Below are 23,341 nucleotides of genomic sequence, written 5' to 3' on the forward strand. Positions count from 1 at the left end.
GATGGGCTAGTCACGCTGACTGTGAGCGGTGAGCAATTGCCGCTCAAATGAATCCACGCTGACGTCTTTCATCCCCTTCATCGCGATGTAACCGCGCGGGTAGGCGATGGGGATAACCGCATTGTCTGCAACGATGCGCGCGCCCGCTTCAGCTGCGCGTGTGCGTCGTTCACTGAGATCAGACGTTGCATCTGCCCGCGAGATTTGTGCTTCAATCTCCGGATCACACAGCTGTGACAAGTTGTATGTGCCATCACACGTGTAGTCGGATTGCAGGTAAGAGACAGGATCAGCTGCACCGATGAGGTAATTACGACTCCCAATAACAGCATCAAACTGGCCGTCAAGGAGGCTACTTTCGAGTGAATCGTAATCTTTCGTGGTTACATCTACGACGAATCCCGCATGTCGAAGTTGGTCAGCAACAATAGATGCGACTTCTGGTAGCTCGCCACGTTCTGTCCATGTGGCAAGCTTTATCTTTTGCTGTGACGGTTGCGTAGCAGGAACAGTGCTTGTGGATGCATCATCCGGGGTACGTGCCCATTCTTCAGCCGGATTGAACAGGTGATCGGTTGCTGCATCCGCTTTTCCCTCAAACACGGAGTCCGTGATGGCTTTGCTGTTGATAGCTTCACGCGCCGCTGCTCGTAAACCAGGGTCGGTGAATGCGCCCTTCTTCGTATTGAGGTGGAGGAGGACCGCACGGGGAAGTGGCGTTGATTTTAAGTCGCCTGCCGAATTTTCAATTTCTGAAACTTGGGAGGTGGGGATAGCCGTGGCAAGCTGTACTTCGCCTGAACGAAAAGCGGCCGTACGGGCACTCGCATCGGTCATGAACTTGACGGTTATTGAATTGAGCTTCGGCTTTCCGCCCCAATAATCGCCATTTGCCTTCAAATCCGCCTGGGTCGAGCTAGCTTTTTTGTCGAGCGAAAATGGTCCAGTTCCGTGTTTCACCAAGTCTGGTGCGTGATCCTCAGAGGCTCCCTTTTTTGCTTCCGTATCCTTATCATCGTTGCTCCCCCCGTCTTTCTTGTTTTCGTCGTTAAAAGCATCAGGTGACAGAATCATTGTTCCGGGGTCGGCGAATCGCTGAACCAGGACAGGGTCGTCTTTTTCCGATGTCACCACCAGGGTGTGGTCGTCGGAGGCTTCAAAAGTAAGGTTGGCTTTTCCTAGGGCTTTCGGTCGGTTGGTGGCGTTCCACGCGTGGGTGAGGCTCGTGACCGCAGCGTGGGAAGTCAGTGGCTTTCCATCATGGAACTTAGCGCTGCGGAGGTGAAAGGTCACCGACCGTGGGGAATCGTTCGACCACGATTCGGCCAATGAAGGCATAATATCGCCATTGCTTCCCATCGTGACCAGCGTTTCTCCGACTCCCATCCGGCTCGCCAGAACAGCGTCGTCGGAATAGGGCGACATACTTGCCACGGGGGCAAAGGCTAACCCGACGGTTGCCCCGTCGCTACCAGTTGAGTCCGAATTAGTGAAGCACCCGGTAAGTACAGTTGCGACCACAGGAATGGCAAGTAATAGCGACAGTCGTTTCATGATGAGAACTCCTCTATCTGGTGGGTTAACTGTGATGAGTTGTCAGGTGCGTCCGCATGACGTAGCTGCTGTGCAGGCCTCGCCGTGCGGCGTCCCCATAAATAAATAGTGATGGCAGCACCAATCATCCCGGCAGTAAGAACGATCCATGGAAGCATCGCTGATTGAGTGGGGTGGTAGGCATTGTTTAATAGCTCTCCGAGAAGTGGTGAAGTGATAAGAACGGCCGCCCCACCGACTGAATTGAGAACTCCGTAATAGGTACCCAACTTGATGTTTTTAGCGTGGACTCCGACGAGGTCGCGTGCGATCGGACTAACAATCATGTTGCCCACATTGAGAACGACAACGAAGGCGATGGCGGGAACTAAACTTCGGGACCACGGTGCACACACGGCGACAATGATGAATGAGCTAGCCATGATGAGAAAACCAACGGAAACCGCCCGCGTGGGCTCATACCGGGACGCTATCCGCGCCAGTGGGACTTGGAGAATAATGACCCACACTCCGGCAATGAGGAACATAATCCCCATCGATTGATCCGATCCCGTCCCTCGCGTCAATTCCACAGGCAAAGAAAGATACATTTGGTTATAGGCGACGAGGCTCATGGAATATGCCGCAGCGAGCACAAGAAAACGGCGGTCTCGGAGAACATGGCTCCAGTCTTGTGTGATCGGTTCGCGCCGGGCCGGGTGAACTGACGTGGGGAGCATGATCAAGTGGGTGATGCCCAAGAAGACAAAGATCGTAGCTGCCGCGTAGCAGCAGATGTCGAACCCGAGTGGAAGGAGAAGCGCTCCAATAAACGGGCCCAGGCCAGAACCGACGGTTGAATACGCGGAATCTAAGGCAAAGATATGGGCTCTGGTGCTTGTTCCTTGAGCTTCGAGGCGGGCACCCGAGTCAGCTAGGGACGTTTCGACAGCGGGAGAGAACAACGCGGCAGCAAAGCCAATAATGACGACGCCACCGATGAACCCGACGAGGGACCACGTATTCGCAAGATTGTCGCTCTTTCCATTGACCGTGGCGTAATGGCTGGTCACCCCGGTTGTGATGAAGCCGAGCACTCGGAGAGAGATTCCCGACAGCAGGACAGGACGTGCACCGTATTTATCTGTAAGCCCTCCGCCGAGAAAGAACAGCCCCTGTTGTGAGAATGTTCGTAAACCTAGGACTAAGCCGATCATTGTCCCGGCCTGAGCAAAACCGTCTGCAAGGACGACCGCTAAGAAGGGCACGACAATGTAGAAACCGATATTGAACAGTAGTTGGCTGATCAACAGTAAATAAATGTACGCGGGGAGCGGTTGTCCAGAGCTCCGACGATCACCAAATAGCGACAAGAACTTCATGTCATGCACCTCCTCGAAAAACTCGATCGGCGTGAATCAATTCTGCGGTCTGTGGAACATCTGATTCATCAATCTTTGTTGCGGCTTGATTATCAACAATGCGACCATCGTCAAGAACGATGATGCGGTCACACGTTGAAACCATGAACCTAAAGTCATGCCCTGTTACCGCCACTGCGCACGACGATTGTTGCTGGTAAGCGCTTAGAACGCTCATGGTTGTTGTCGCGCTCTTTGCGTCGAGGGCGGACACAATCTCATCAGCAAGTACGACGGAGGGGCGGGTTGCTAGCGCGCGAGCTAAAGCAACACGTTGACGTTGACCTCCGGATAACTGGTGAGGCCGCCGATGTAGAACATCCGTGGGGAGCCCTAACGAGTCCACGAGTTCTTCATAGTCTGGCGCTTTTACTCCTGCGATCAGCGTCGCTTCTCGGATGATGGATTGAACCGTCATAAGAGGATGCAAGGTGGCATCAGGTTGTTGTGGAACAAACGCACACCAGCCACGGTGGTCAGGCGCTATGCGATCGCCGTCGTCTAATGGAAGGCTGCCCATTATCGCTCGTAGGAGGCTGGTCTTTCCCGAGCCCGACCTCCCGACGAACCCCACTTTTTCGCCGGCGTAGAGATCGCACGAACAATGGTGAAACCGCCCTTCACACGTGGCGTCATGTAAAGAGACAAGAGAAGATCCAGTCAGCTCTGACGAGTGGTTGGGGAGCGAGATTATCGGCATGTGGCTCCTCCGTGACCATGAGATTCAAAGGAGCGAGAGGGGACGCCGAGATGGGTTTTGTCACCTTGCTCAGGCCCTGCGGAAGAGGAAGCAGAAAGTTTATCTTCATTGTGCGTATGGTCGACGAGAACACCGTCATCAATGTGCAAATGCCGTGTTGCTAAGGGAAGGAAACCAGCCACGTCATGCGTCGCCATCACGATTGTTGGGTGGTTGACGTCGTAAAACTCGCACAATATATCCCTTATCGCTAACGAAGTGACGGGATCCAGCGCACTGGTCACTTCATCTGCGATAAGGACGTTGGGTTGGTGTATTAATGCGAGGATAAGAGAGGCCCTCTGCCGTTGGCCGCCGGATAATTCCAGGGGGTAACGGGAGCCATCCAACCCGACGCGACTAAGCAAGGCATCAGCATGATCGATTGCGTCTCTTCGGGATTCTCTCGGAAGGGCGTATGAAATTTGTGTCCCCACAGGGGTAAGAGGATCAAGTGACGTGGAGGAATTTTGAGCACAAAAGCCAAGGGTTCCTGAAACTGAACAGTAACCCGTGGTTTGTATTCCCGCGTGGTGGGAATGTTGTTGGCGTGCTGAATTTACTGATGACCGTGTGCCGGCATCGATAATCGAGTTGAGGAAGAGGCTTTTGCCTGCTCCGGATTGCCCTGAGACGACAACCCATTCCCCGGGGTTTATATGCAGCTCACTGATATGCACTAGCGACTGAGAAGAACGAGGATCGGCCGAACTAGTAGTCGATTTGATGTTTAGTGGAGCGATCGAGAAATCTCTGAAGATAATCGAGTCAGGAAAGTGGGTCGAACGAGGAGAATGGGAGGGTTGAGGGACGTGTACGGACTCCTCGGAGGAATCTAAATCTCCAGGAGTGCGACGTGTCGTGCTGAGATGCGCGGGCCGGGCCACAGGCTTACGTTCTCCTCAGTACCTAGGGTTAAGCGTCGGACGTAGAAGATCTTAAAACAACCGCAAACAATTGTCGATAAAGTAAAGCAAGGAGAACAAATAAGGGGGGCAGGGGGGAGGTTCGGTAACATCTGGCGCGGTCGCGCAATCATGACATGCACTTGAAAATGAAAAATCCCTGGCGTACCGAACGCCAGGGAAGAGAGACTTAGAGTGTCACACGAAACTCTAACGAGCAGCTTCGATTTGAATTGCCTGTGCCACACCCTGAATAGTCGCGGCAATCTTGACGGCCTCGAAAACCTGTTCCTTGGTTAGGCCTTCACTCGTCACCGTTTTCTCGTGAGCTTTGGTGCAGTCCTGGCAACCGTTGATGGTCGACACGGCAAGAGTCATGAGCTCGAAATCGACTTTGTCGATCCCGGACTTGTTGATGATGTTCATCCGTAGACCCATGCGGACCTGGGCATAGTCCGAGCCGAGGAACGACTTCGCGCGATATGCGACATTGTTCATGGCCATGATCGATGCTGCACCATAGGCAGCGTTGACGTACTCATCTGACAGGTGCTGCGATGCTTCCTCAGCAATTTCCGAGATGATGGTGTCATTCCGCGTTGCTGCAGCAGTCGCGAGGAAGGTGCCCCAGAGCTGCTGCTCCGACAGCTCGGTCGAGCGTGAGAGGGTGCCCAAGTTCAGTTTGAGGTCTTTCGCGTACTCCGGGAGACCCTCTTTAAGGTTATCAAGTGCCATTATGAACCGTCCTTAGTGATGGCGAGATAGTTTCGGTGACGACTGAGACAGTCGAACGAAGCTGAAAGTGAGTCCTTATTTCAGCTCTTCGTTGAGAACATCCATCTTGTCGATGTTCTTGGTGGGGTCATTCTTCTGCCAGTTGCAGGCGCAAACCTCTTCAGACTGAAGTGCATCGAGAACACGCAGGACCTCGTCGACGTTACGACCAACAGCGTCCGGGGTGACGGACACGAACTGGATGACGTTGTCAGGGTCGACGATGAAGGTAGCGCGGTCTGCAACACCGTCGGCATTCTCAACACCGAGGGCCTTGATGAGGTCGTGCTTGATATCGGAAATCATCGGGAACGGAATCGTCTTCAGATCTGGGTGGGTTGCACGCCAGTTGAAGTGGGAGAACTCGTTGTCGACGGAGCCACCGAGGATCTGGGTATCGCGATCTTCGAACTCGTCATTCAGCTTGCCGAATGCTGCGATTTCGGTGGGGCATACGAAAGTGAAGTCCTTCGGGTAGAAGAAGATGACACGCCACTTGCCCTCATAGGACTGGTTGTTGATCTCCTCGAAGTAGTCTTCGGGCTGGTTGGCGTTGACCTCGCGCAGGTCTCCACCCTTCAGCGCGGTCAATTCGAAATCAGGGAACTGGTCACCGATGGTCAGCAATGCCATTGCTTCCTCCTACTGGTTAGCGTCATCGATTGGTTAATTATCTGACGCTATAAAGCATGGCATGATTTATCGGGTGTGTCAAGAGGTAAAACTTAAATATCTAGTGTACAGTTATAACCATGAATAATAGAGAGTATCGCCCGACAATCGCTCAACTTCGTGCCTTCGTGACCATCGCGGAGCACCGTCACTTTAGTACTTCAGCAGCGCGTTTGGGGATTTCGCAGCCGTCCCTGTCGCAGGCTCTCGTCGCTCTCGAGAGCGGCCTGAACCTACAGCTTATTGAACGCTCAACACGGAAAGTCATTGTCACCTCGGCTGGGCAAGCTCTCCTTCCTTACGCACGGGCAGCCTTGGATACTACCGACGATTTCGTCGCCCATGCTCGAGGTGTCAGCGATTCCCCCTCGGGTCCGATCACGATCGGAATTATCCCCACCATCGCGCCATATATCCTGCCGCACCTTCTTCAACTCATCAACCTTGAGATGCCGGAAGTTCAGCCGAATATCGTCGAAGAACAAACCCACCATTTAGTTGAAAGCCTGAAACAAGGAACGATCGATGTCGCCGTTTTTGCCCTCCCATCCGGTGAGAGTGGACTAATCGAGCAGCACCTCTATGACGAAGACTTCTTCCTCGTCGTACCAGAGGGGCACGAATTAGCTGGTAAAACAAACGTTGACCCAAAGGTGTTGGAGGATCTCAACCTTCTTCTTCTTGACGACGGGCACTGTTTACGTGATCAAGTTCTGGATTTATGCCGCCGTACCGGCAAGGGATCAAAAGCAAACCAGGCTGTCACACGAGTCGCTAGTTTGACGACGGTTGTGCAATGTGTGGCTGGTGGATTGGGTTCCACATTGGTGCCTGCTTCCGCTCTGCCCGTGGAAGGACGCCAGGAGAATATCGCGATCGCGAAGTTCAAGAAAGGGTCTGTGCCCTGTCATCGCGAAATCGGACTGGCTTATCGCTCCAGTACGTCTCCAAGTAGGGGAGAGCAGTTCCAGCACATCGGCCGTCAGATTACGCGGGCTTTCGAAGAAGTGTCGCGGAACGCGAATGCTTTGTCCTGATTGAGGCGTCGCGATTGGGGTGAAAGCTACTGATCTTGTGGCTAATCGCCCTCAACGATGCTGAGCTCAGAGAGCCGAACATCGCCGGCCTCATCGGACGCATCAAGATCGACGGTCCCGGTAATAGCCCAGTCGTGATTGCCATCTGGGTCGTCGATAATTTGTCGAACCGACCACGAACGCCCGTTTTCTTTGATGATGATCATGTCCGCGGACCGTGCAGATGCGTCCACGCCTAAATCAGCGAAATTGTCGAAGTAATCGTCGAGTGCTGCTGGCCAATCGGGAGTGTCAGCTAGATCTTCGGTTGCTACGCGGTCGGTAAGCTCATCGAGTTCGTCCTCTTTCTCAAAGGCAAAGAGCTCAACAAAACGGAAGAAGACGTTCCGAACCATGCGCGTAAATGCCCGCGTACTGGCAGTGAGTGCATGTTCACTACCGTCACCGAAAGCCCGTTCTTCAACTTCTTTATCGGTAATCGGAGTATCAGGATCCGCCATACGGTTCCATTCATCTAATAGTGACGAGTCGACTTGGATAATGAGTTCGGATAGCCAATCAATAATGTCGTCTAACTCATCAGTGTGATACTCCGCGGGGACCGTGTTGAGCAACGTCCGCCAGGCGTCGGTGAGATAACGAAGAATGACTCCTTCTGATCTGGCTAAACCATAAGCTGCAATGAGGTCGGAGAAGTTCATTGCACGCTCAATCATGTGGCGCACAACAGACTTGGGGGAGAGGGAAAATTCTCGCGCCCAGGGGTGTCCTTCACTATATGCCTCAAATGCCTCGTCAAGCTCCTCTTTGAGGGGCATCGGCCACGTAATGTCCTCGACTATCGCCATTCGTTCGGTATAGTCGACGCCCTCCGCTTTGAGCGCCGCAATTTCTTCACCTCGCTCTTTCTTTTCTTGAGCTCGAAGTAGCGGAGTTGGTTCGTCGAGAATCGACTCCATCACGCTGATGATATCGAGCGTAAAAGTCTCGCTATCAGGATCGAGAATCTCCAAAGCAGCGACGGCGAATGGTGATAGCGGTTGGTTTAATGCAAAGTCACGTTGCAATTCGTCGGTCACGTGGCAATAACGACCAGTTTCATCTGGTGTCTCAGATTGCTCGATTATTCCGGCTTGCTTGAGGCCTTTGAATAGATCAATAGCCATATGAATATGCCGGTTTTGTTTTGCACGGCTTTCGTGATTGCCGCGCAGTAGGTGTTTCATGGCCTCAAAGCCGTTTCCCGGTCGGGACAGAACGTTGAGCAGCATGGAACTAGATACCGTAAATTGGCTGGTCATTTGTTCTGGCTCAGCGTTAATAAGGCGTTCATAGGTGCTTTCGGCCCATGTTGCGCGACCTTCAGGTGCTGATTTCTTCCTCAGCTTCTTAAGTTTTTTGGGATCGCTCCCGGCCTTTTGCCGTGCCTGGTAATTCTCAATTTCGTGTTCAGGTGCTTCGATAACGACATAACCGGCCGTATCAAAACCAGCGCGACCGGCTCGTCCGGCAATTTGGTGAAACTCCCTGGAACGTAACACTCGGTGGCGTTGACCGTCGTATTTCGCAAGTCCGCTAAAAAGCACAGTGCGGATGGGAACATTGATCCCCACGCCGAGTGTGTCGGTTCCGCAAATCACTGTTAGTAAGCCTGCTTGGGCAAGCTTTTCGACGAGGCGACGATATTTCGGCAGCATGCCCGCGTGGTGAACGCCAATACCTTGACGAACGAGGCCGGATAATTGACGCCCGAATGCCGAGGAAAAACGAAAGTCTCCGATTGTTTCACGAATGTTTTCCTTCGTCTCCGCGGAAATCTTCACATGCCCTTTGAGTGCTTGAGCACGCTCTGCTGCTTCACGTTGGGAGAAGTGAACAATATAGATGGGCGCCTTATCCTCTTTAATAAGCGTCTCAATTGTTTCGTGAATAGGCGTGTAGACGTACGAAAAAGATAGGGGAACGGGCCTCTCGGTTCCGTCAACGAGATCTGTATCCCGTCCCGTTCGAGCGCTTAAGTCTTTACGCAGGAAAGTTGTGTCTCCCAAGGTCGCAGACATCAAAATAAATTGTGTTGATGGAAGTTCAAGGAGTGGAACTTGCCATGCCCACCCTCGCTGGGGATCGGAATAGTAATGGAACTCATCCATCACTACCTGGTCTATCTCAGCATCCGGACCATCGCGTAGGGCAATATTGGCTACGATCTCGGCAGTTGCGCAAATAATCGGAGCTTTGCCATTGACGGTGGCATCTCCTGTCATCATCCCGACATTTTTCGCACCAAATGCGTCGCATAGTGAGAAGAATTTTTCATTGACCAGAGCTTTGATTGGTGCTGTATAGAATGTTCGCCTGTCATGCGCAAGGGCGAAGAAATGCGCATATAAGGCGACAAGTGATTTTCCAGAGCCGGTGGGTGTAGCGACGATGACATTATCACCGGCTTCTGTTCCGAGGATTGCTTCCTCTTGTGCAGGAAAGAGAGTAATTCCTCGAGAGCGAACCCAGCTTCGAAATGAATCAGAAATTGCTTCGTCGTATAAAGACTCGGGGACGTCAGCAAGGTCGGGAAGGTAACTAGCTAGGTTCACGGCTCTATCCTATTCGTCTCGTCTAGGCTTCGTCTGAGTCATCGCCTCCATCGGAGTGTGGCCGATGGTCGCCATCGCCGTGGTCATCGTCATAATCACTGTGATCGTCCAAGCCGGTATCTGATGTACGGCCCGTGTCAGTCGGAGAACCAGTCCCGTCGTCGTTACGAGAACGGGGATGATCCGACTCGGGCGAGGTCCCAGCACCTTTATCCTGAGAATCCTTATCGCGGTTAACCTGCGCAAGGAACTTTTCTAGTTCTGCGCCGATTTCATCGCCAGTGGGAACCTCACCATCAGAGCTAAGAAGACCGCGGTCATGGCGCTCTCGATACCGTGCAGTTTCTTGATCATATTGCGCTTCGAGGGCATGGACGACGGCGGCTATTTCACCCGACTCTTCAACTTGTTCTTCAAGTTCGCGCTCAACTTTTTCCGACTCTCGCTCTAAAGCTTGCAAGGGGATAGAAACACCCGCTGTTTCCTCCACAGCCTGGAGGAGCTTGACCACTGCAGACGGGTATTCAGAGGCGGCAACGTAGTGAGGGACATGGGCCGTAAAGCCTGCTGTGTCAATACCTTCTTTGGCCATTTTCATTTCGAGCTCGAGCTGAGCGGATCCCGGTACAGTAATACGTCCATCAAAGCGGGGGTATCGGAGCGGATCTGATTTGTATGATCCATGCTGGGTCACGATCAGCGGGCGGGTGTGGGGAACCGGCATCGGAGCGGAATAGAGACTAACCGCCTTTGTCACTTGGAAACGTTTAGACAGGTCAGTGACTGCCTCCGTAAATGCATCCCACCGTAAGTCGGGTTCGGGGCCGGATAAAAGAAGGAATGGTGTTCCTGCATTATCACGCACAACATCTAGGGAGAGTTCTGTTTTTTCGGCCGGTGCTAACTCATTGTCGACGATATGAACGGCAGGCCGCCGTGAACGATAATCAATAAGGAGGTCGTTATTAAACGTCGCTAATGGCGCATGCTCCAAGGCTGCTTTTATATGCGATCCTGCATTATCAATAGCTTGGCCAGCATCAGCGTAGCCTTGAAGCGCTACGATGAGTGATAGCCCATTATTAGCGTCGGATTTCGTTTCTGGCTCAGGATATTCAAGCTCGTACATCGTTTCGTCGTTATCCATTGTCATTATTAGTCCTCGATATCATTTGTCGATTTCGTCGTTTAATTACTCGATATTTAAAAGGGTAGATTTTAACGCGACACTACCCACAACGCCATGATAAGTAGTGGTATTCCAGAAATTCAGCCTGGCAGTGCCTCTTTCTGTGTACCGCCACATATCGTCCCGTATCGACACTAGTTCACAATAATAGCGATAATAGTGACGGACACGGTACTTCTCGCGCTTAGTGTGAGGCCATGATCGGTGGTGCTTTACAAGTTGTCCACAGGATAATAGTTATCCACAGCGTACGCAGTTTTACCGGCGTCTCTGAGGTAACGGTTCCACTTCAATTGCCAGACTAGCGGCCATGACAGATTGCCATTCCTCGTGTAATACCGGTCCGTTCGACGCATTTTCCATTTTTACCCGTCCCCGCCCATCTTCTGACACCGTCGGCGCTGTTCTTGGAGCTTTGCCACGAATACTCGGAGATAACTCAACCACGAAAAACCTGATCCTGATCGGCGACTCTTCCTCCCAGAATCGTGGTAATGCGAAGACCTTCGTTGATCAGGAAAAATCTCCATCAAAACAGATGTCTAGCGGAGTTTGGGTACTCACTGCTCCAGTTGACAATGCAGATAGCTTCGACCGTGCGCTGAATTCCCTTGATACCCCTCTCTCGTCAGCATGCTGGTTAATTATCGATGAACCTGGAGCCTTCGATCTCGTGGCGTCGGTGTTAAAGGATGCCCAATCCGGGAAACTCTATAACGGTTATAAGCAGTGGGTGAGAACCGCAGGAGGATCGAGCGCCGAGCTGTCCGGCGCGACACTCACTTCCGGCCACGTCATAAAGCACATAGGCGACGACGGCCTCGGCGCAATGGTAACTGTCGATGATCACGTTAAATACGGATCTGCAGACAGGATCCGGGCAATCACCACCATTATGTCGACTTTATGGTCGAGAGGTGTCGAGGTCACCGCAGTCATTGGTCTGGACACACTCCGGGCAGGGAACCCGTTTGCCATGATGTCTTTCGACGCAGGCGGCTTTTACGACACTGGGCGTGTCGGTCATGGTGAAGCCCTGAAGAGCTGGTTCTCTGACCTCCGCGCCAGTACGGACCCATCGCTATCAGAACGCGATGCGGCCGGCATATTTAACGCAGACGAATCGGTACTGCCCTTTTCGCGCGAGATAGGCAACGAAATCGCCGAAGAAGCGCAGCTCAGCGATATCTACATTCGCGAGTTCATTAGTCACTTTACCGGTGGTACCGGCTCTGGTTTCGATATGGACGTGAATTCGGAGCCGCACGGGTGCGAACGCATCGCTACTTCGTTGGAGGATGGAAGTCGCTGTAATACGGCTTTGGGTAGCGACAAGCCTCTAGGCAGTAGAGAGCTAATCTCACTATGTCTTGATAGCTTTCGAGATTTCATCACTCTGGTCGGCGACATAGCCGACGACATTGCAGCCAGTAAAACATCGGAGGACAAACACCCTGACTTCAGGGACCCCGTCGTGGCTCAACGCTGGATTCGAGCTCTCAACACTGGCAGTTTGCGTGACATTAGCCACGGTCTCCGCTACTCGCCACTGCAGCACACTCTCCGAGATATTTTCTTGAGTGCGGCCCAGGCCTTTCCATCCCAGTCACGTTCATTTGCCCTATGCATGTGGGGAATTATGGATCGGAATGAACATGAATCCTTGGCAGGGACTGCCTATCGTCGCGCTTTAGAGGAACAGAAATTCGACGAGGGAGCGTCGTTGCCCTATTCGCTCCTAGCTCTTCATCGAGCGCAGAAAACCGATTCGGGTATAGCACTTCTTACCGCTTTGAGCATCGAATCGCTCGAGGACCTCGTGACCACCGTCAAGGCCCTCGAAGCTCATGGTATAGAAGTCACTACTGAACGACGAGTAATAGGAGCGATCCTAGGGGCAATCGATTTCGACGCCATCATCACCGAATTCCATAAATTCCCCTTCGAGCCATGGGCGTCGACATTGTCTGAGGGTGTACAAGCAGCTCGGCGCTTACAGCGGTGGGGGCACTATCTTGTCGAAGACAATGCGGAGCCCAAACGAGAGTGACGCAGTCGTACAGCGTGCACGCTCCATATGGCGTTGTTGCGTTTGGCGCTATCTACGACGTTGTCTTGGGCAAAGAATGTGCACGGTCCCCGAGTGATTGAGCGAAGTCCCACGCTGTAGACACAATTGTTTCGAGGTCTGTATGTGTCGGGTTCCACCCCAGCTCGTGGCGTGCCTTGTCGCTGGAAGCTATAAGAATCGCGGGGTCGCCGGCCCGGCGCGGAGAGATATCGGCGGGAATCGGATTACCAGTCACTTGTCGACACATCTCGATGACGTCACGGACCGAATACCCGTCGCCGGAACCGAGATTGTAAATCCTGTGCTGACCTGGTTTGTTAGTGTGAAGTGCCAGGAGGTGCGCGTCGGCAAGGTCCTTGACGTGAATATAATCGCGGACGCATGTGCCATCCTTCGTCGGCCAGTCGTCGCCAAAGATTTTCACTCGCTCACGGTGCCCCAGAGCTACTTGAAGAATGATGGGAATGATATGAGTCTCGACGGGGCGGTTTTCGCCTTGACCGTGGTAGGCCCCGGCGACATTGAAGTAGCGTAGCGATGTCGCTCCTAAGCCGCAGGCATGGGCATACGACGTGATCATGTGATCGATCGCGAGCTTTGTCGCACCATATGGGTTTGTCGGCCGCGTGGGAAACTCTTCAGTAATAGGAACTGTTTCGGGTTCTCCGTATGTGGCAGCAGTGGACGAGAAAACCAAGTTACTGACATGAGAGTGACGCATCGCGTCCAGGAGCGTCAATGTGGTCACAACATTGTGGTGCCAGTAATCTTGAGGCCTCTCAACAGATTCGCCGACGAGCGAACGAGCGGCGAAGTGGGCAACGCCGTCAAAGGTTTCATCAGCGAGGACGTCTGCAGCGACATCGCGGACATCTCCACGAACAAATTTCGCCCCATCGGGGATAAGGTCGGTATTTCCCGTCGTGAGATCGTCAACAACGGTCACAGAATGGCCCTGTTCAAGGAGCACTTTAGCGACGGTGCCGCCAACGTATCCTGCGCCACCTGTCACGAGAATCTTCATACTGTCCTTCACCTTTCGTACGGAGTGGTTAACCTTAGCCTGGTTGTTTGTCGATATGGGGCACTCAGATTTGGCGCGACGTACCACCGGCACGGCCTATATGTGCGTTCACTTCAGGGAACGGGGCGAGATTCAGCCGCCATTATTGGGTGCTTTATAGTGCGAATCCTAAGTCTAGCGCGCGTATGAATGGCACATGCTTCCGACAAACTGAGAAGTCGCGGGTGATTTTCTCAACACTGTGAGGAAAACTCTTCGAATAATTACCCCCTAAAAAGGCTGCGAAAAGGGCGCGAAAACAGGTTTTTTACGCCACATTGTTAACAGGTGCCACACTAATCGCACGGTTACGCGAGCGTTTTCTTTTCAGTTCGATCGAGTGCGAAGTGATGGGGAGGCACGGGGCAGAAAAATGTTGACTTAACACCAAGTAAGCTTTACCTTCATATGAGGATAGATGCATAACCTTGGCTGTCGTTTGCATGACTATGCATGGGAAGTGATAGCCATGGAAAACTACCACCTGATGCACCAGCGTTCCCTAACGACGCCCTCCCTTACACCGGATCGGTTAACGGGACATCGTCGTGATCGCAGCGCCGGGCGAGTTCGAAATGCCCCCTCGATTACCTGGAGAGTTCATGCTTCCCACCGGAGATCACTCCGAGACCCACGCACCCAGTGGCTCACGCAACACGAGTAAGAAAAAGCATGGTCGTACCGCGGCTCGTGCCCTCGTTGCCTCCTTGTCAACGGTGTCTCTCATTGGGATGGGTTCAGCTGCTGCCCCTGCTGCGTCGGCAGTTGATTTGTCTTCGTTGAGCGACGCGATCAATGACTTGGGATTCCCGGGATCGCCTGATCTTGGCCGATTCCTCAATAGTGGTGGGGGAGATGAACAATCCCAATCACCGACGCTGACTCTCGATAAAGATAAAGACATCAGTGGTGGCGATACTCTCAAAGCGACGGGTAAGGGTTACAAGCCTGGTGAATCTATTTACGTCACCCAGACAATCGAAAAGCCCGCGTCCGGATATCCAAAGACTTACGGCAAAGCGGTCAAGGTAAAAGCCGATGACCAGGGTAATTTCACGACCGACTTGACCGTCGATACCAAGTTTAGGGACGTCGACTGCACCACCACCCAGTGCTATGTCGCGTCATTCACCGCATTCCCGAAGCTCTTTGACCGCTCCCAGGACGCGTGGACACCCATTAGTTTCCGTAACGGAAGCCCGGTCACTGTTGACACCGAGGGCGGTCACTACGGAGATGGTGGCAGTGATAACAGCAATTCCGGCCAGGATAATGGCGGCAATTCCCAGCCGAATTCGGGATCCCTGGGCAGTACGTCAAGCAGTGGAGCGACTGTCTCAGTCAATAAAACCACTGATCTCAATCCGAGCGGAGATACTGTTCGAGTTGAAGGTAAAGGGTTTAAAACTGATGGGCCTGGCATTTATGTAGGTATCGCCCAGGACGACCAGTTCAGTACCACTAATCCCGACGCCTTTGGCCCCGATACGAAGTGGGTCTCGAAGAGCAAGGGGAATCTGAACGACGATGGTTCCTTCTCCATCGATTTGCCCGTCAGCTCGACCTTCGGTAGTGCGAACTGTAAAGACAACCACTGCTCAATCTATACGTTGGCTGCACACGGCTCTTCAGATAGAAGCCAGGACACAGCAACGCCGGTCTCCTTTAAAGGTGGGGTAGCTAAGAAGGAAGATGGAGCTGTGACGCCCCCCGCTACATCCGGTGACGGGGCAGCGACGGGTGGAAATAACAACAGCCAGGCTGCTCCCGTCGCGAACCCGGGCGGAACCGCACAGTCTAATAACGGAAACTCAGGATCCGCTGCCCCGCAGGGAGGTGCACCTGCCCAACCGGCACCGGCGCCCACCGGGGCACATTCCTCGAGTGGCGCGGCAGTCACATTGTCAAAGACTCAAAATCTTAACCCGAGTGGAGACACGATCCGGGTTAGCGGCCAAGGGTTCAAGACCAGCGGGAATGGCGTTTACGTCGGGATTGCTCAGCAAGATCAATTCAGCACAACTAATGCTGATGTTTTCGGCCCCGGAACGGTATGGGTCTCTAATCAAAAGGGCAACCTCAATGCTGACGGATCCTTTTCTGTTGATCTTCCCGTGTCAGCAACATTCGGAAGCGCGAATTGCTTGACGAACGCGTGCGCTGTATACACCTTCGCCGCTCATGGATCCAGCGACCGCAGCCAAGATACGGCGACACCGGTCAGCTTTGCGGGTGGAGTTGCTGCATCAAGTGCACAGCAAGCAGCGCAATCAGTTGCATCGGGTGTCAGCCGGAGTGGTGGCAGTTCGGGTTCGGGTAGCTCAGGCGGCGGATATGGCCTCAGCCAAGCCTCTGGTGCCAGTGGCACGTCCGGTCAGTCACGCAGCGGAGCGCGAGTTTCGGTATCACGAACAACTATTTCGCCGACTGGAAAGACTCCCATCACAGTGACCGGACAAGGCTTCAAGACTGGTGGCAACGGCGTTTATGTCGGGGTAGCCGAAAAGTCGAAGTTCTCATTCACGGACGCTTCTGTCTTCGGAGCGACTAACTGGGTGCGGCCACAGCAGATTTCTTCAAACGGATCTTTCAGTACCACGCTGAACATCGAGCCGATTTTTGATGGTGGTAACTGCATTAAGAACCAGTGCGCTATCTTCACCTTTGCAGCACACGGTTCGACAGACCGGAGCCAAGACACGGTGACAGACATTACTGTTACCGGAACCCAGAAGGAAAAAGAGTCTGCGGTGAAAGCGGCCGAGAAGAAGGCCGAGGAAAAGAAGAAGGCACAAGAAGCGCGGAAGAAAGCGCGCGAAGCTAAGAAAAAGAACAAGAACTCTAAAGGTTCCAAAGACGCCGACGGTAACCAAGCCATCGAATCCGAAAACACCAGTTCAGACCACGGATGGCTTTACGGAATTATCATAGGCATCCTTGGCACACTCGCCATAGTGTTTGCTGCGCTATTCGGCATCGAAAAGCGGAGGAATTCTGCCACCCATCAGCCGAATTCGTCGAATGATGACTCTGTAGACAATGAATAGCTAAGTCGCCCTCCATGGGATAGCCCCATGGATAGCAGTGGCTTATGATTTAGCCCCATCTCATGGTTTTGATCGTGAGGTGGGGTTCATTTAAACCTCCCATCTCACGGCAATGACGCTCCCAGCAATCACGAACTGCGGAATGGTTGCGGGAGGGATAGAAGCACTAGCCCGTGAAGCCGGGGGCTTAGTGTGTCTTTCTCAGCGGGACAACGATGGGGGAGTCATCGGGTCCGCGGAAAACTTGCATCGGACAGCCGTAAATCTTGCTCAGCAACTTTGGTTGTAATACATCATCGGGATTCCCGGATATAGCAACTTGACCGTGCTCAAGCACTATGATTCGGTCACTCCACGCTGCGGCGAGAGATAAATCATGGAGGACTATCCCCACTGCGGCACCGTTCTTAGCCCGGTGTCGGCAAATCTTCATGACATCTTCTTGATGACGAATATCGAGTGCGGCTGTTGGTTCATCAAGGAGAATCAACGGAGTATTTTGTGTGAGAACTCGAGCAAGAGATACTCGAGCTTTCTCACCGCCAGAGAGATGATGGAATTCGCGAGAAAGAAACCCGCGAACGCCAGTCTCATCGATCGCGGTATTCATCGCCTCAGCTGCTTCGGTGGCAGTTTCGGTTTTAGCCCAGGGCGCGCGCCCCATCGCAATGGTTTCGCCGGCAGTGAAGGAAAAACCGACGGTGTTGGATTGCGTCAATACTGATCGTAGTCGGGCTAAATCAGGCGCAGATGTCGTCGATACGTTGTGATCTTTTATCCGAACTGTTCCTGAATCAGGCGTGAGATCGCCTGCAGCTACGGCCAATAACGTTGATTTACCAGCACCATTAGGCCCGACGATAGCGACAACTTCTCCTTGGCCAATCGATACGTTAACTGCATCAAGAACGACGCGTGAACCTCGGCGCAAGGACACTGAGTCAAGAGATAGCATGCACAACCTTCCTAACAGATCATTCTTCGTCGCAGACGCTAGCGCCATGCACCAGAGTGACCTCGAGAACGTCGGAGTAGGTAGAAGAACACGGGGCCACCAATAAGTGCTGTCAGCATCCCTAGTGGTAGGTCAGCACCGCGAATAGCCGTTCGGGCGACAACGTCGGCAATGGTTAATGTCAATGCACCGCCCAATGCCGAGGCAGGTATAAGAACGCGGTGTCCTGGCCCAACTATGAGTCGGAGAGCGTGAGGGACAACAAGTCCAACAAATGAAATGATCCCCGTAAAGGCCACTCCTACCGCAACGAGCAGAGAAACAATAACGACGATCGACGCGCGAAGACGCTCAACGTTAACACCTAGGTGGTGTGCCTGACTTTCACCCAAGGAAAGTAAATCGAGGGGTTTAGCCAGAGTCCAGGCCAGGAGGCTGACCGGAATAGTTACAACGCAAATAATTCCCGCTGCTGTCCACGACGAGCCGGCAATAGACCCCATTTGCCAAAACACGATCTGATCACGAGCCGCGTTATCCGCAATAAAGGTAAGGAAAGCAATAATACCGCCGGCCATGGCATTAGTTGCAACACCCGTCAGAATAAGAGTGACAACTTCGCTCCGGCCGTTCCGTCGAGACGCAAAATATATAAATGCGGTGGTACACAGACCTGCTATGAAAGCTGCGAGCGTGACCATCCATGGGCCGAGCCCTTGATGAGCTGCGGTTGTTGATGCGCCCAGCGCGATGGCTGCAGAAGCTCCGACGGCTGCTCCAGAGGAAACACCGATGATGCCCGGCTCAGCCAGTGGATTAGAAAAAACGCCTTGCAGAAGGACACCTGATACGCCCAAACCTGCGCCAACAATGGCCCCTACGACGATTCGCGGGAAGCGAACGTACCATAAGGCGGCTTCTGCATTAGCGTGATCGGGGCCGTCTAACCAGGATATTCTCATGGAATGGAGCAATGACCCCAGCACTTGGCTGGGAGTTGTATCCACTTGTCCGGCGGTGGCTGACCACACCAAGCTAATGGCGAGGAGTGCAATGATTGTTGGAAAGAAAATGATCGTCGCTACAACTCGCTTTTGATGGAACGGCTGTGTGTGAGAGCGTTTCGTCATGATCGACGCTCCAGAGCCTCAGGCGTAGCGCTTGAGGACGAGGAGGACTGATGCTCGCCATAAAGAGCCTGAGCCATTGCTGTGATCACATTGCCCGCGTCCGGACCGAACGATAACAGGTGTGAGTCGGGGACAGTCAGCACGCTGTCATGGGCCCCGGCTGGGGTTTGATCAAACCCGGGGAGCTTATGGAGGCCGTCCAAGCCGCCAATAGACTCGAGCCCCTCTTTCATCACGATGATCGTATCGGGAGCAGCCTTGACCAATGCTTCGGATGTCAGGTTAGTAAAGGCCTTGTCTAACCCAAGCCCCTCACCGGCGTCGACGCCACCTAGCGATGTAATGAGGTCAGGTGCCCCAGACTTCGGTCCGGCGATCATTGAAACATTTGTCCCACGCAAGTAGAGCATGATCATGCGACGATGATCAGACTTTGCTTGGGCAGCTTTACTCGCTGACTTAATACCGTCTCGCACTTTGTGAGCTGCTTGATTACCCGCGTCCGGATCGCCTAAGGCACGTCCTATCTCCTTCATGAGGTTGTCCGCGTTGTCAAGATTTCTGTCTCGATCAGTACGTATAACGGTGATGCCGGATTGTTCCAATTGGCGGAAAACGGATTGGGGCCCAATTGTGCCGTCGGTGAAAATGACGTCGGGGTTGAGGTCTAGAACTGCCTCCGCGTTAATAGAGTGACCACCCGGTGTTACTAATGGCAGCTTCTGAGCCGACGGAAAATCAGTGGAGATATCTCTCCCGACGATTTTATCGCCCATGCCCAAGGACCACAGAGAGGCGGCCATAGCCCCAGATCGGTCGAGGCCGAGAATGCGATCAGCCTTTTTAACCGTAACTTTCTTGCCCTGCGACGCCGTTTCTGCGGGGAGATTCGGTTTAATCTGCGCAAGGGTCTGGGGATCACCAGTGTTCAACGAGGCATTGACAAGTCCCTGCGCATGGACAGGACGCGCTGAACTATCAGACTGATTAGACGATGATTCTCCGTCGCGTGACGGGACGTCACATGCGGTGGTGGTTAAACCAATGACGAGTATGACGCCCATGAGCATGGTTAAGGATTTGAAGGGGCGATAGCGAGCCTGAAAAGGGCCAGCCGATAAGAAACCTGAGGGGTAATGCAAGGTCACAGCTTTCACGGACAACGATCGGCACAGCGATCGTGGGAGAGTCGAACTTTAGACAAAACTGGAAGCCTAGGCCTCCACGTCGAGGTTTTAGCTTACCTATGGTTAGGGTAGAGGAAAAGGCCACATCACCCTTATGTAGCAAGGGGGTGTTGACGTGTGCGTTAAGATGCACAGAAGGTGGCCAAATTATTTGCCTTAGCCGACGGTTAGACTTTTCGTGTATAAGGTTAACCACGGTACACTTTTATGAACCCTACGAGGGAGCCCTCCGCGATGAAACACAACACTCATTCCACTCGACCGGCACTAACAATGGGTATGCGGGTTGGTGCACTTGTCGTTACTCTGGGGTGCACACTCGGAGTTGCCGCGTGTTCCAATGACAATGACTCGAATGATTCAGCATCCGGTACAGCTTCCGCCGCCAAGTCTAGTGGCCAGTCCACCAAATCAAGCGACACCGAGGATAAAGACTCGAACGGTAATTCCGATGACAATGCGAGCACGGAAGTCACCGGGACCGATGACATCGTTGTCATGAAAGTGTCGCAAGCAAAGGATTTGCGGGACGGGCAGCAAGTCACTGTAGATGTTAAGGACGCGGACCCTGACATGGGGTATTACCTTGCATTGTGTGCAAAAGAGCAAACCGGGGATGTTCCCGATTGCTTGGGGGCTCATGGTGATCCGAATGCACAGAAATGGATCTCAAATGAAAATGAGGACGGAGCCATTCCGGACGATGGCTCGTTCAGTGAAGAGATCACCGTCAACCAGAAGAATGTCAGTACTGGTGGAGATGAAATCGACTGTAAAACCCAAGAATGTGTCATTAAGCTCTTTGGCGACCACAGCAATGGGTTCGTCGATGTTGCGGATATTCCGGTCACTTTTCAGTGATGGATATGTGAACTTCCAGTAACAATAGGGCAGGAGGGTGGGGCGCCCGAGAGCACACACCATCCTGTTAGGTCTCTACTTCTATTAGGCTTCCACTAACTTGAGCTAGATTAGGCTCGGCCGAACTCAATTCCTTATTCAACGACGATAGCGTGGGCCAAGCTGACAGGGATAGCGACTGTCTCATCACCAACCGAGACCGTAGCATTACGGTCGTTGACAACAGCGTGAATTTTCTTCCCCGGAACAATTCCGGCGTTTCTTAGGTTTGCCATCACAGCGGAATCAGACTGGAGTACTTCGTTAAACATGAGGATCTTCGCGGTGACGAGCTCATTGCGAGCAAGATCTGTAAGCCGCTTACCCTCCATTTGCGGTTCACTGCCATTGACTCCGAGCTGTGGAAGCCCCGGAATCGGCGTTCCGAAGGGGCTGTGAGTTGGCGCATCGAGAACATCGTAAAGACGACGCTCAACGTCGTCGCTCATCACGTGTTCCCAACGACAGGCTTCTTCATGCACTTTCTCTTTGGGAAGCTTGAGGGTAGTAGAAAGCAAACACTCTGCTAAACGGTGTTTACGCATAACCGCGATTGCAACCTGGCGGCCCGCGTCAGTAAGTTCAAGGTGACGGTCTTCCGCGACGCGGAGTAACCCGTCACGTTCCATGCGAGCTACCGTTTGGCTGACCGTGGGGCCTGATTGTTCCAAGCGCTCCGCGATGCGCGCGCGTAGGGGAGTGATACCTTCTTCATCCAACTCATAAATAGTCCGGAGATACATCTCGGTGGTATCGACGAGATCCTTCATGATGGACGCCTTTCTCAAGTAGTTCGATAAATAAGACGACGATACTGGTTTTTACTTTACCCTTAACATAAGAACCCCGGGAAATATTTCCCCGGGGCGTTTTTATCCACTTTTACGGACAATAAATGTGGATGTGCTAAAGCCAAAATGCAAGGTTAGCATCCCTGCACTTAAGCGTAAGACCGTAACTTATCCGCACGATCGCCTTTTCGCAGCTTTGCCATGACCTCGCGTTCAATTTGGCGAACTCTCTCACGTGAGAGCCCAAATTCGCGTCCAATCTGGTCAAGAGTTCGTGGTACACCATCGTCGAGACCAAAGCGGAGACGAATGACGTCTTGCTCTCTTTTCTCCAAGGTCGCCAAAACGGTCCGAATGTCCGAATGACGTAGAGACGCTACGACGGCTTCTTCCGCGTCGGTTGCTTCGGAGTCCTCAATGAAATCTCCTAATGGTGCTTCTTCATCTGTTCCGACCGGCATATCCAAGCTGACCGGATCGCGGGACTGCTTCAGAAGGAGATCGATCTTTGATTCATCGATACCAGACTCGTCCGCGAGCTCTTCATTGGTAGCTTCCCTCCCCAAGTGCTGGTACATCTCGCGCTTAATGCGGGAGAGCTTGTTTACTTGCTCGACGAGGTGGACGGGAAGACGAATTGTTCGGGACTGGTCGGCCATCCCGCGTGTAATGGCTTGTCGAATCCACCATGTCGCATACGTCGAAAACTTAAAGCCCTTGGTGTAATCGAACTTTTCGACGGCGCGGATGAGGCCCAAGTTCCCCTCCTGAATGAGATCGAGAAGAGGCATGCCGCGCCCTGTGTAGCGCTTCGCTAAAGACACGACGAGTCGGAGGTTGGCCTCCAGAAGGTGAGCTCGCGCAGCACGTCCATCTTTAGCGATAGCCTTGAGATCCCGTTTTTTCGAAGGAGTGAACTGTTCGTCAGAATCAAGGAGATGTTGCGCGTAGAGGCCAGCTTCAATCCGTTGCGAAAGCTCAACTTCGTCTTCCGCGTTAAGAAGTGCGGTACGGCCAATTCCGTTGAGGTAAACCCGAACTAAATCAGCTGAAGGATTTTCATTATTGTTGGCCCGCCGGCCAGGATCACCATTAACTTCGGTTGTCGTACTGACGTGCGCTTCGTCCATGTGCTGGCTCCTTAACTGCGCTCGGTGTCGCGATAGCGGTGCAATGTGACGGCCCGTTGGGACGGAGTGGCGAGGTGGACGTATACCACTGGTTGCCACCTAATTAACGTCCGCACGGAATGGCGGGCTGTCACGATCGCATTCAGTTAGTCCAACGCATGGGCCGGTAAAAAGGTTCCATAAGCACTTTTTCACGTGACCTT

At 53.0% G+C, this 23,341-nt stretch carries 18 protein-coding genes; 4 read left to right on the forward strand and 14 right to left on the reverse strand.

Annotated elements, in window-relative coordinates; all coding sequences use genetic code 11:
* Positions 1-6 precede the first annotated feature (6 nt).
* From I6J23_RS08215 to I6J23_RS08240, 6 genes are all read right to left on the reverse strand, one after another.
* On the reverse strand, positions 7-1,554 hold the full coding sequence (locus I6J23_RS08215; RefSeq protein WP_204581626.1) for an ABC transporter substrate-binding protein: 1,548 nt from the start codon (positions 1,552-1,554) through the stop codon (positions 7-9).
* Positions 1,551-2,915, reverse strand: a complete 1,365-nt coding sequence (locus I6J23_RS08220; RefSeq protein ID WP_204581627.1) for an MFS transporter — start codon at positions 2,913-2,915, stop codon at positions 1,551-1,553. The genes I6J23_RS08215 and I6J23_RS08220 overlap by 4 nt, the downstream gene beginning before the upstream one ends.
* A 1-nt stretch (position 2,916) precedes the next feature.
* Positions 2,917-3,654 (reverse strand): ATP-binding cassette domain-containing protein, encoded by a 738-nt coding sequence (locus tag I6J23_RS08225; RefSeq protein WP_204581628.1) that lies wholly within the window; start codon positions 3,652-3,654, stop codon positions 2,917-2,919.
* Positions 3,645-4,580 carry an ATP-binding cassette domain-containing protein gene (locus I6J23_RS08230; RefSeq protein ID WP_343287135.1) on the reverse strand — a complete coding sequence of 312 codons (936 nt, stop codon included), beginning with the start codon at positions 4,578-4,580 and terminating at the stop codon, positions 3,645-3,647. Before I6J23_RS08230 ends, I6J23_RS08225 begins: the two co-directional genes overlap by 10 nt.
* A gap of 228 nt (positions 4,581-4,808) precedes the next feature.
* Positions 4,809-5,333, reverse strand: coding sequence for a carboxymuconolactone decarboxylase family protein (locus tag I6J23_RS08235; RefSeq protein WP_204581630.1), 525 nt, complete (start codon positions 5,331-5,333; stop codon positions 4,809-4,811).
* Positions 5,334-5,408: 75 nt separating this feature from the next.
* The gene (locus tag I6J23_RS08240) at positions 5,409-6,005 is read right to left on the reverse strand and encodes a peroxiredoxin (RefSeq protein ID WP_012731717.1); all 597 of its coding nucleotides are present in this window, start codon (positions 6,003-6,005) and stop codon (positions 5,409-5,411) included.
* 119 nt (positions 6,006-6,124) lie between these two features.
* Between I6J23_RS08240 and I6J23_RS08245 the strand changes: the two genes are divergently transcribed.
* Positions 6,125-7,081, forward strand: coding sequence for a hydrogen peroxide-inducible genes activator (locus I6J23_RS08245; protein ID WP_204581631.1), 957 nt, complete (start codon positions 6,125-6,127; stop codon positions 7,079-7,081).
* A 41-nt stretch (positions 7,082-7,122) separates the two neighbouring features.
* Here I6J23_RS08245 and I6J23_RS08250 read toward each other — a convergent pair whose 3' ends face one another.
* Complete coding sequence (locus tag I6J23_RS08250) at positions 7,123-9,675, reverse strand: DEAD/DEAH box helicase (protein WP_204581632.1); 2,553 nt, start codon at positions 9,673-9,675, stop codon at positions 7,123-7,125.
* Positions 9,676-9,697: 22 nt separating this feature from the next.
* Positions 9,698-10,822 carry a PAC2 family protein gene (locus I6J23_RS08255; RefSeq protein WP_430516400.1) on the reverse strand — a complete coding sequence of 375 codons (1,125 nt, stop codon included), beginning with the start codon at positions 10,820-10,822 and terminating at the stop codon, positions 9,698-9,700.
* Between the two features lie 352 nt (positions 10,823-11,174).
* Here I6J23_RS08255 and I6J23_RS08260 point away from each other — a divergent pair, with 352 nt between their 5' ends.
* The gene (locus tag I6J23_RS08260) at positions 11,175-12,914 is read left to right on the forward strand and encodes a hypothetical protein (RefSeq protein WP_204581635.1); all 1,740 of its coding nucleotides are present in this window, start codon (positions 11,175-11,177) and stop codon (positions 12,912-12,914) included.
* Between the two features lie 52 nt (positions 12,915-12,966).
* Here the strand turns inward: I6J23_RS08260 and galE are convergent, their stop codons facing one another.
* Entirely contained in the window at positions 12,967-13,959 is a 993-nt protein-coding gene (galE, locus tag I6J23_RS08265; RefSeq protein ID WP_204581636.1) for a UDP-glucose 4-epimerase GalE, read from the reverse strand.
* 641 nt (positions 13,960-14,600) lie between these two features.
* On the opposite strand from galE, the gene I6J23_RS08270 reads away from it, so the two are divergent.
* On the forward strand, positions 14,601-17,045 hold the full coding sequence (locus I6J23_RS08270; RefSeq protein WP_204581638.1) for a neocarzinostatin apoprotein domain-containing protein: 2,445 nt from the start codon (positions 14,601-14,603) through the stop codon (positions 17,043-17,045).
* A gap of 187 nt (positions 17,046-17,232) precedes the next feature.
* On the opposite strand, the gene I6J23_RS08275 is transcribed toward I6J23_RS08270, so the two are convergent.
* From I6J23_RS08275 to I6J23_RS08285, 3 genes are read right to left on the reverse strand one after another with little or no spacing between them, the layout of a single operon-like run.
* Positions 17,233-18,048 (reverse strand): heme ABC transporter ATP-binding protein, encoded by an 816-nt coding sequence (locus I6J23_RS08275; RefSeq protein ID WP_239454881.1) that lies wholly within the window; start codon positions 18,046-18,048, stop codon positions 17,233-17,235.
* Entirely contained in the window at positions 18,039-19,130 is a 1,092-nt protein-coding gene (locus tag I6J23_RS08280) for a FecCD family ABC transporter permease (protein WP_204581640.1), read from the reverse strand. The genes I6J23_RS08275 and I6J23_RS08280 overlap by 10 nt, the downstream gene beginning before the upstream one ends.
* Positions 19,127-20,278 (reverse strand): heme/hemin ABC transporter substrate-binding protein, encoded by a 1,152-nt coding sequence (locus tag I6J23_RS08285; protein WP_204583015.1) that lies wholly within the window; start codon positions 20,276-20,278, stop codon positions 19,127-19,129. The genes I6J23_RS08280 and I6J23_RS08285 overlap by 4 nt, the downstream gene beginning before the upstream one ends.
* Positions 20,279-20,551: 273 nt before the next feature.
* Here I6J23_RS08285 and I6J23_RS08290 point away from each other — a divergent pair, with 273 nt between their 5' ends.
* Positions 20,552-21,178, forward strand: a complete 627-nt coding sequence (locus I6J23_RS08290) for a neocarzinostatin apoprotein domain-containing protein (RefSeq protein WP_204581642.1) — start codon at positions 20,552-20,554, stop codon at positions 21,176-21,178.
* 134 nt (positions 21,179-21,312) lie between these two features.
* On the opposite strand, the gene I6J23_RS08295 is transcribed toward I6J23_RS08290, so the two are convergent.
* Positions 21,313-21,987, reverse strand: coding sequence for a metal-dependent transcriptional regulator (locus I6J23_RS08295; RefSeq protein ID WP_012731706.1), 675 nt, complete (start codon positions 21,985-21,987; stop codon positions 21,313-21,315).
* Between the two features lie 170 nt (positions 21,988-22,157).
* Entirely contained in the window at positions 22,158-23,138 is a 981-nt protein-coding gene (locus tag I6J23_RS08300; protein ID WP_204581644.1) for a sigma-70 family RNA polymerase sigma factor, read from the reverse strand.
* Positions 23,139-23,341: the final 203 nt, after the last annotated feature.

This window comes from Corynebacterium kroppenstedtii (assembly GCF_016894245.1).
Taxonomy (GTDB): Bacteria; Actinomycetota; Actinomycetes; order Mycobacteriales; family Mycobacteriaceae; genus Corynebacterium.

What these genes read in the sequence shown, in the direction of transcription:
- I6J23_RS08215 (WP_204581626.1), bottom strand. Translation starts at nt 1,554, where the DNA reads ATGAAACGACTGTCGCTATTACTTGCCATTCCTGTGGTCGCAACTGTA.
- I6J23_RS08220 (WP_204581627.1), bottom strand. Translation starts at nt 2,915, where the DNA reads ATGAAGTTCTTGTCGCTATTTGGTGATCGTCGGAGCTCTGGACAACCG.
- I6J23_RS08225 (WP_204581628.1), bottom strand. Translation starts at nt 3,654, where the DNA reads ATGCCGATAATCTCGCTCCCCAACCACTCGTCAGAGCTGACTGGATCT.
- I6J23_RS08235 (WP_204581630.1), bottom strand. Translation starts at nt 5,333, where the DNA reads ATGGCACTTGATAACCTTAAAGAGGGTCTCCCGGAGTACGCGAAAGAC.
- I6J23_RS08240 (WP_012731717.1), bottom strand. Translation starts at nt 6,005, where the DNA reads ATGGCATTGCTGACCATCGGTGACCAGTTCCCTGATTTCGAATTGACC.
- I6J23_RS08245 (WP_204581631.1), top strand. Translation starts at nt 6,125, where the DNA reads ATGAATAATAGAGAGTATCGCCCGACAATCGCTCAACTTCGTGCCTTC.
- I6J23_RS08255 (WP_430516400.1), bottom strand. Translation starts at nt 10,822, where the DNA reads ATGGATAACGACGAAACGATGTACGAGCTTGAATATCCTGAGCCAGAA.
- I6J23_RS08260 (WP_204581635.1), top strand. Translation starts at nt 11,175, where the DNA reads ATGACAGATTGCCATTCCTCGTGTAATACCGGTCCGTTCGACGCATTT.
- galE (WP_204581636.1), bottom strand. Translation starts at nt 13,959, where the DNA reads ATGAAGATTCTCGTGACAGGTGGCGCAGGATACGTTGGCGGCACCGTC.
- I6J23_RS08270 (WP_204581638.1), top strand. Translation starts at nt 14,601, where the DNA reads ATGCTTCCCACCGGAGATCACTCCGAGACCCACGCACCCAGTGGCTCA.
- I6J23_RS08275 (WP_239454881.1), bottom strand. Translation starts at nt 18,048, where the DNA reads ATGGCGCTAGCGTCTGCGACGAAGAATGATCTGTTAGGAAGGTTGTGC.
- I6J23_RS08280 (WP_204581640.1), bottom strand. Translation starts at nt 19,130, where the DNA reads ATGACGAAACGCTCTCACACACAGCCGTTCCATCAAAAGCGAGTTGTA.
- I6J23_RS08290 (WP_204581642.1), top strand. Translation starts at nt 20,552, where the DNA reads ATGAAACACAACACTCATTCCACTCGACCGGCACTAACAATGGGTATG.
- I6J23_RS08295 (WP_012731706.1), bottom strand. Translation starts at nt 21,987, where the DNA reads ATGAAGGATCTCGTCGATACCACCGAGATGTATCTCCGGACTATTTAT.
- I6J23_RS08300 (WP_204581644.1), bottom strand. Translation starts at nt 23,138, where the DNA reads ATGGACGAAGCGCACGTCAGTACGACAACCGAAGTTAATGGTGATCCT.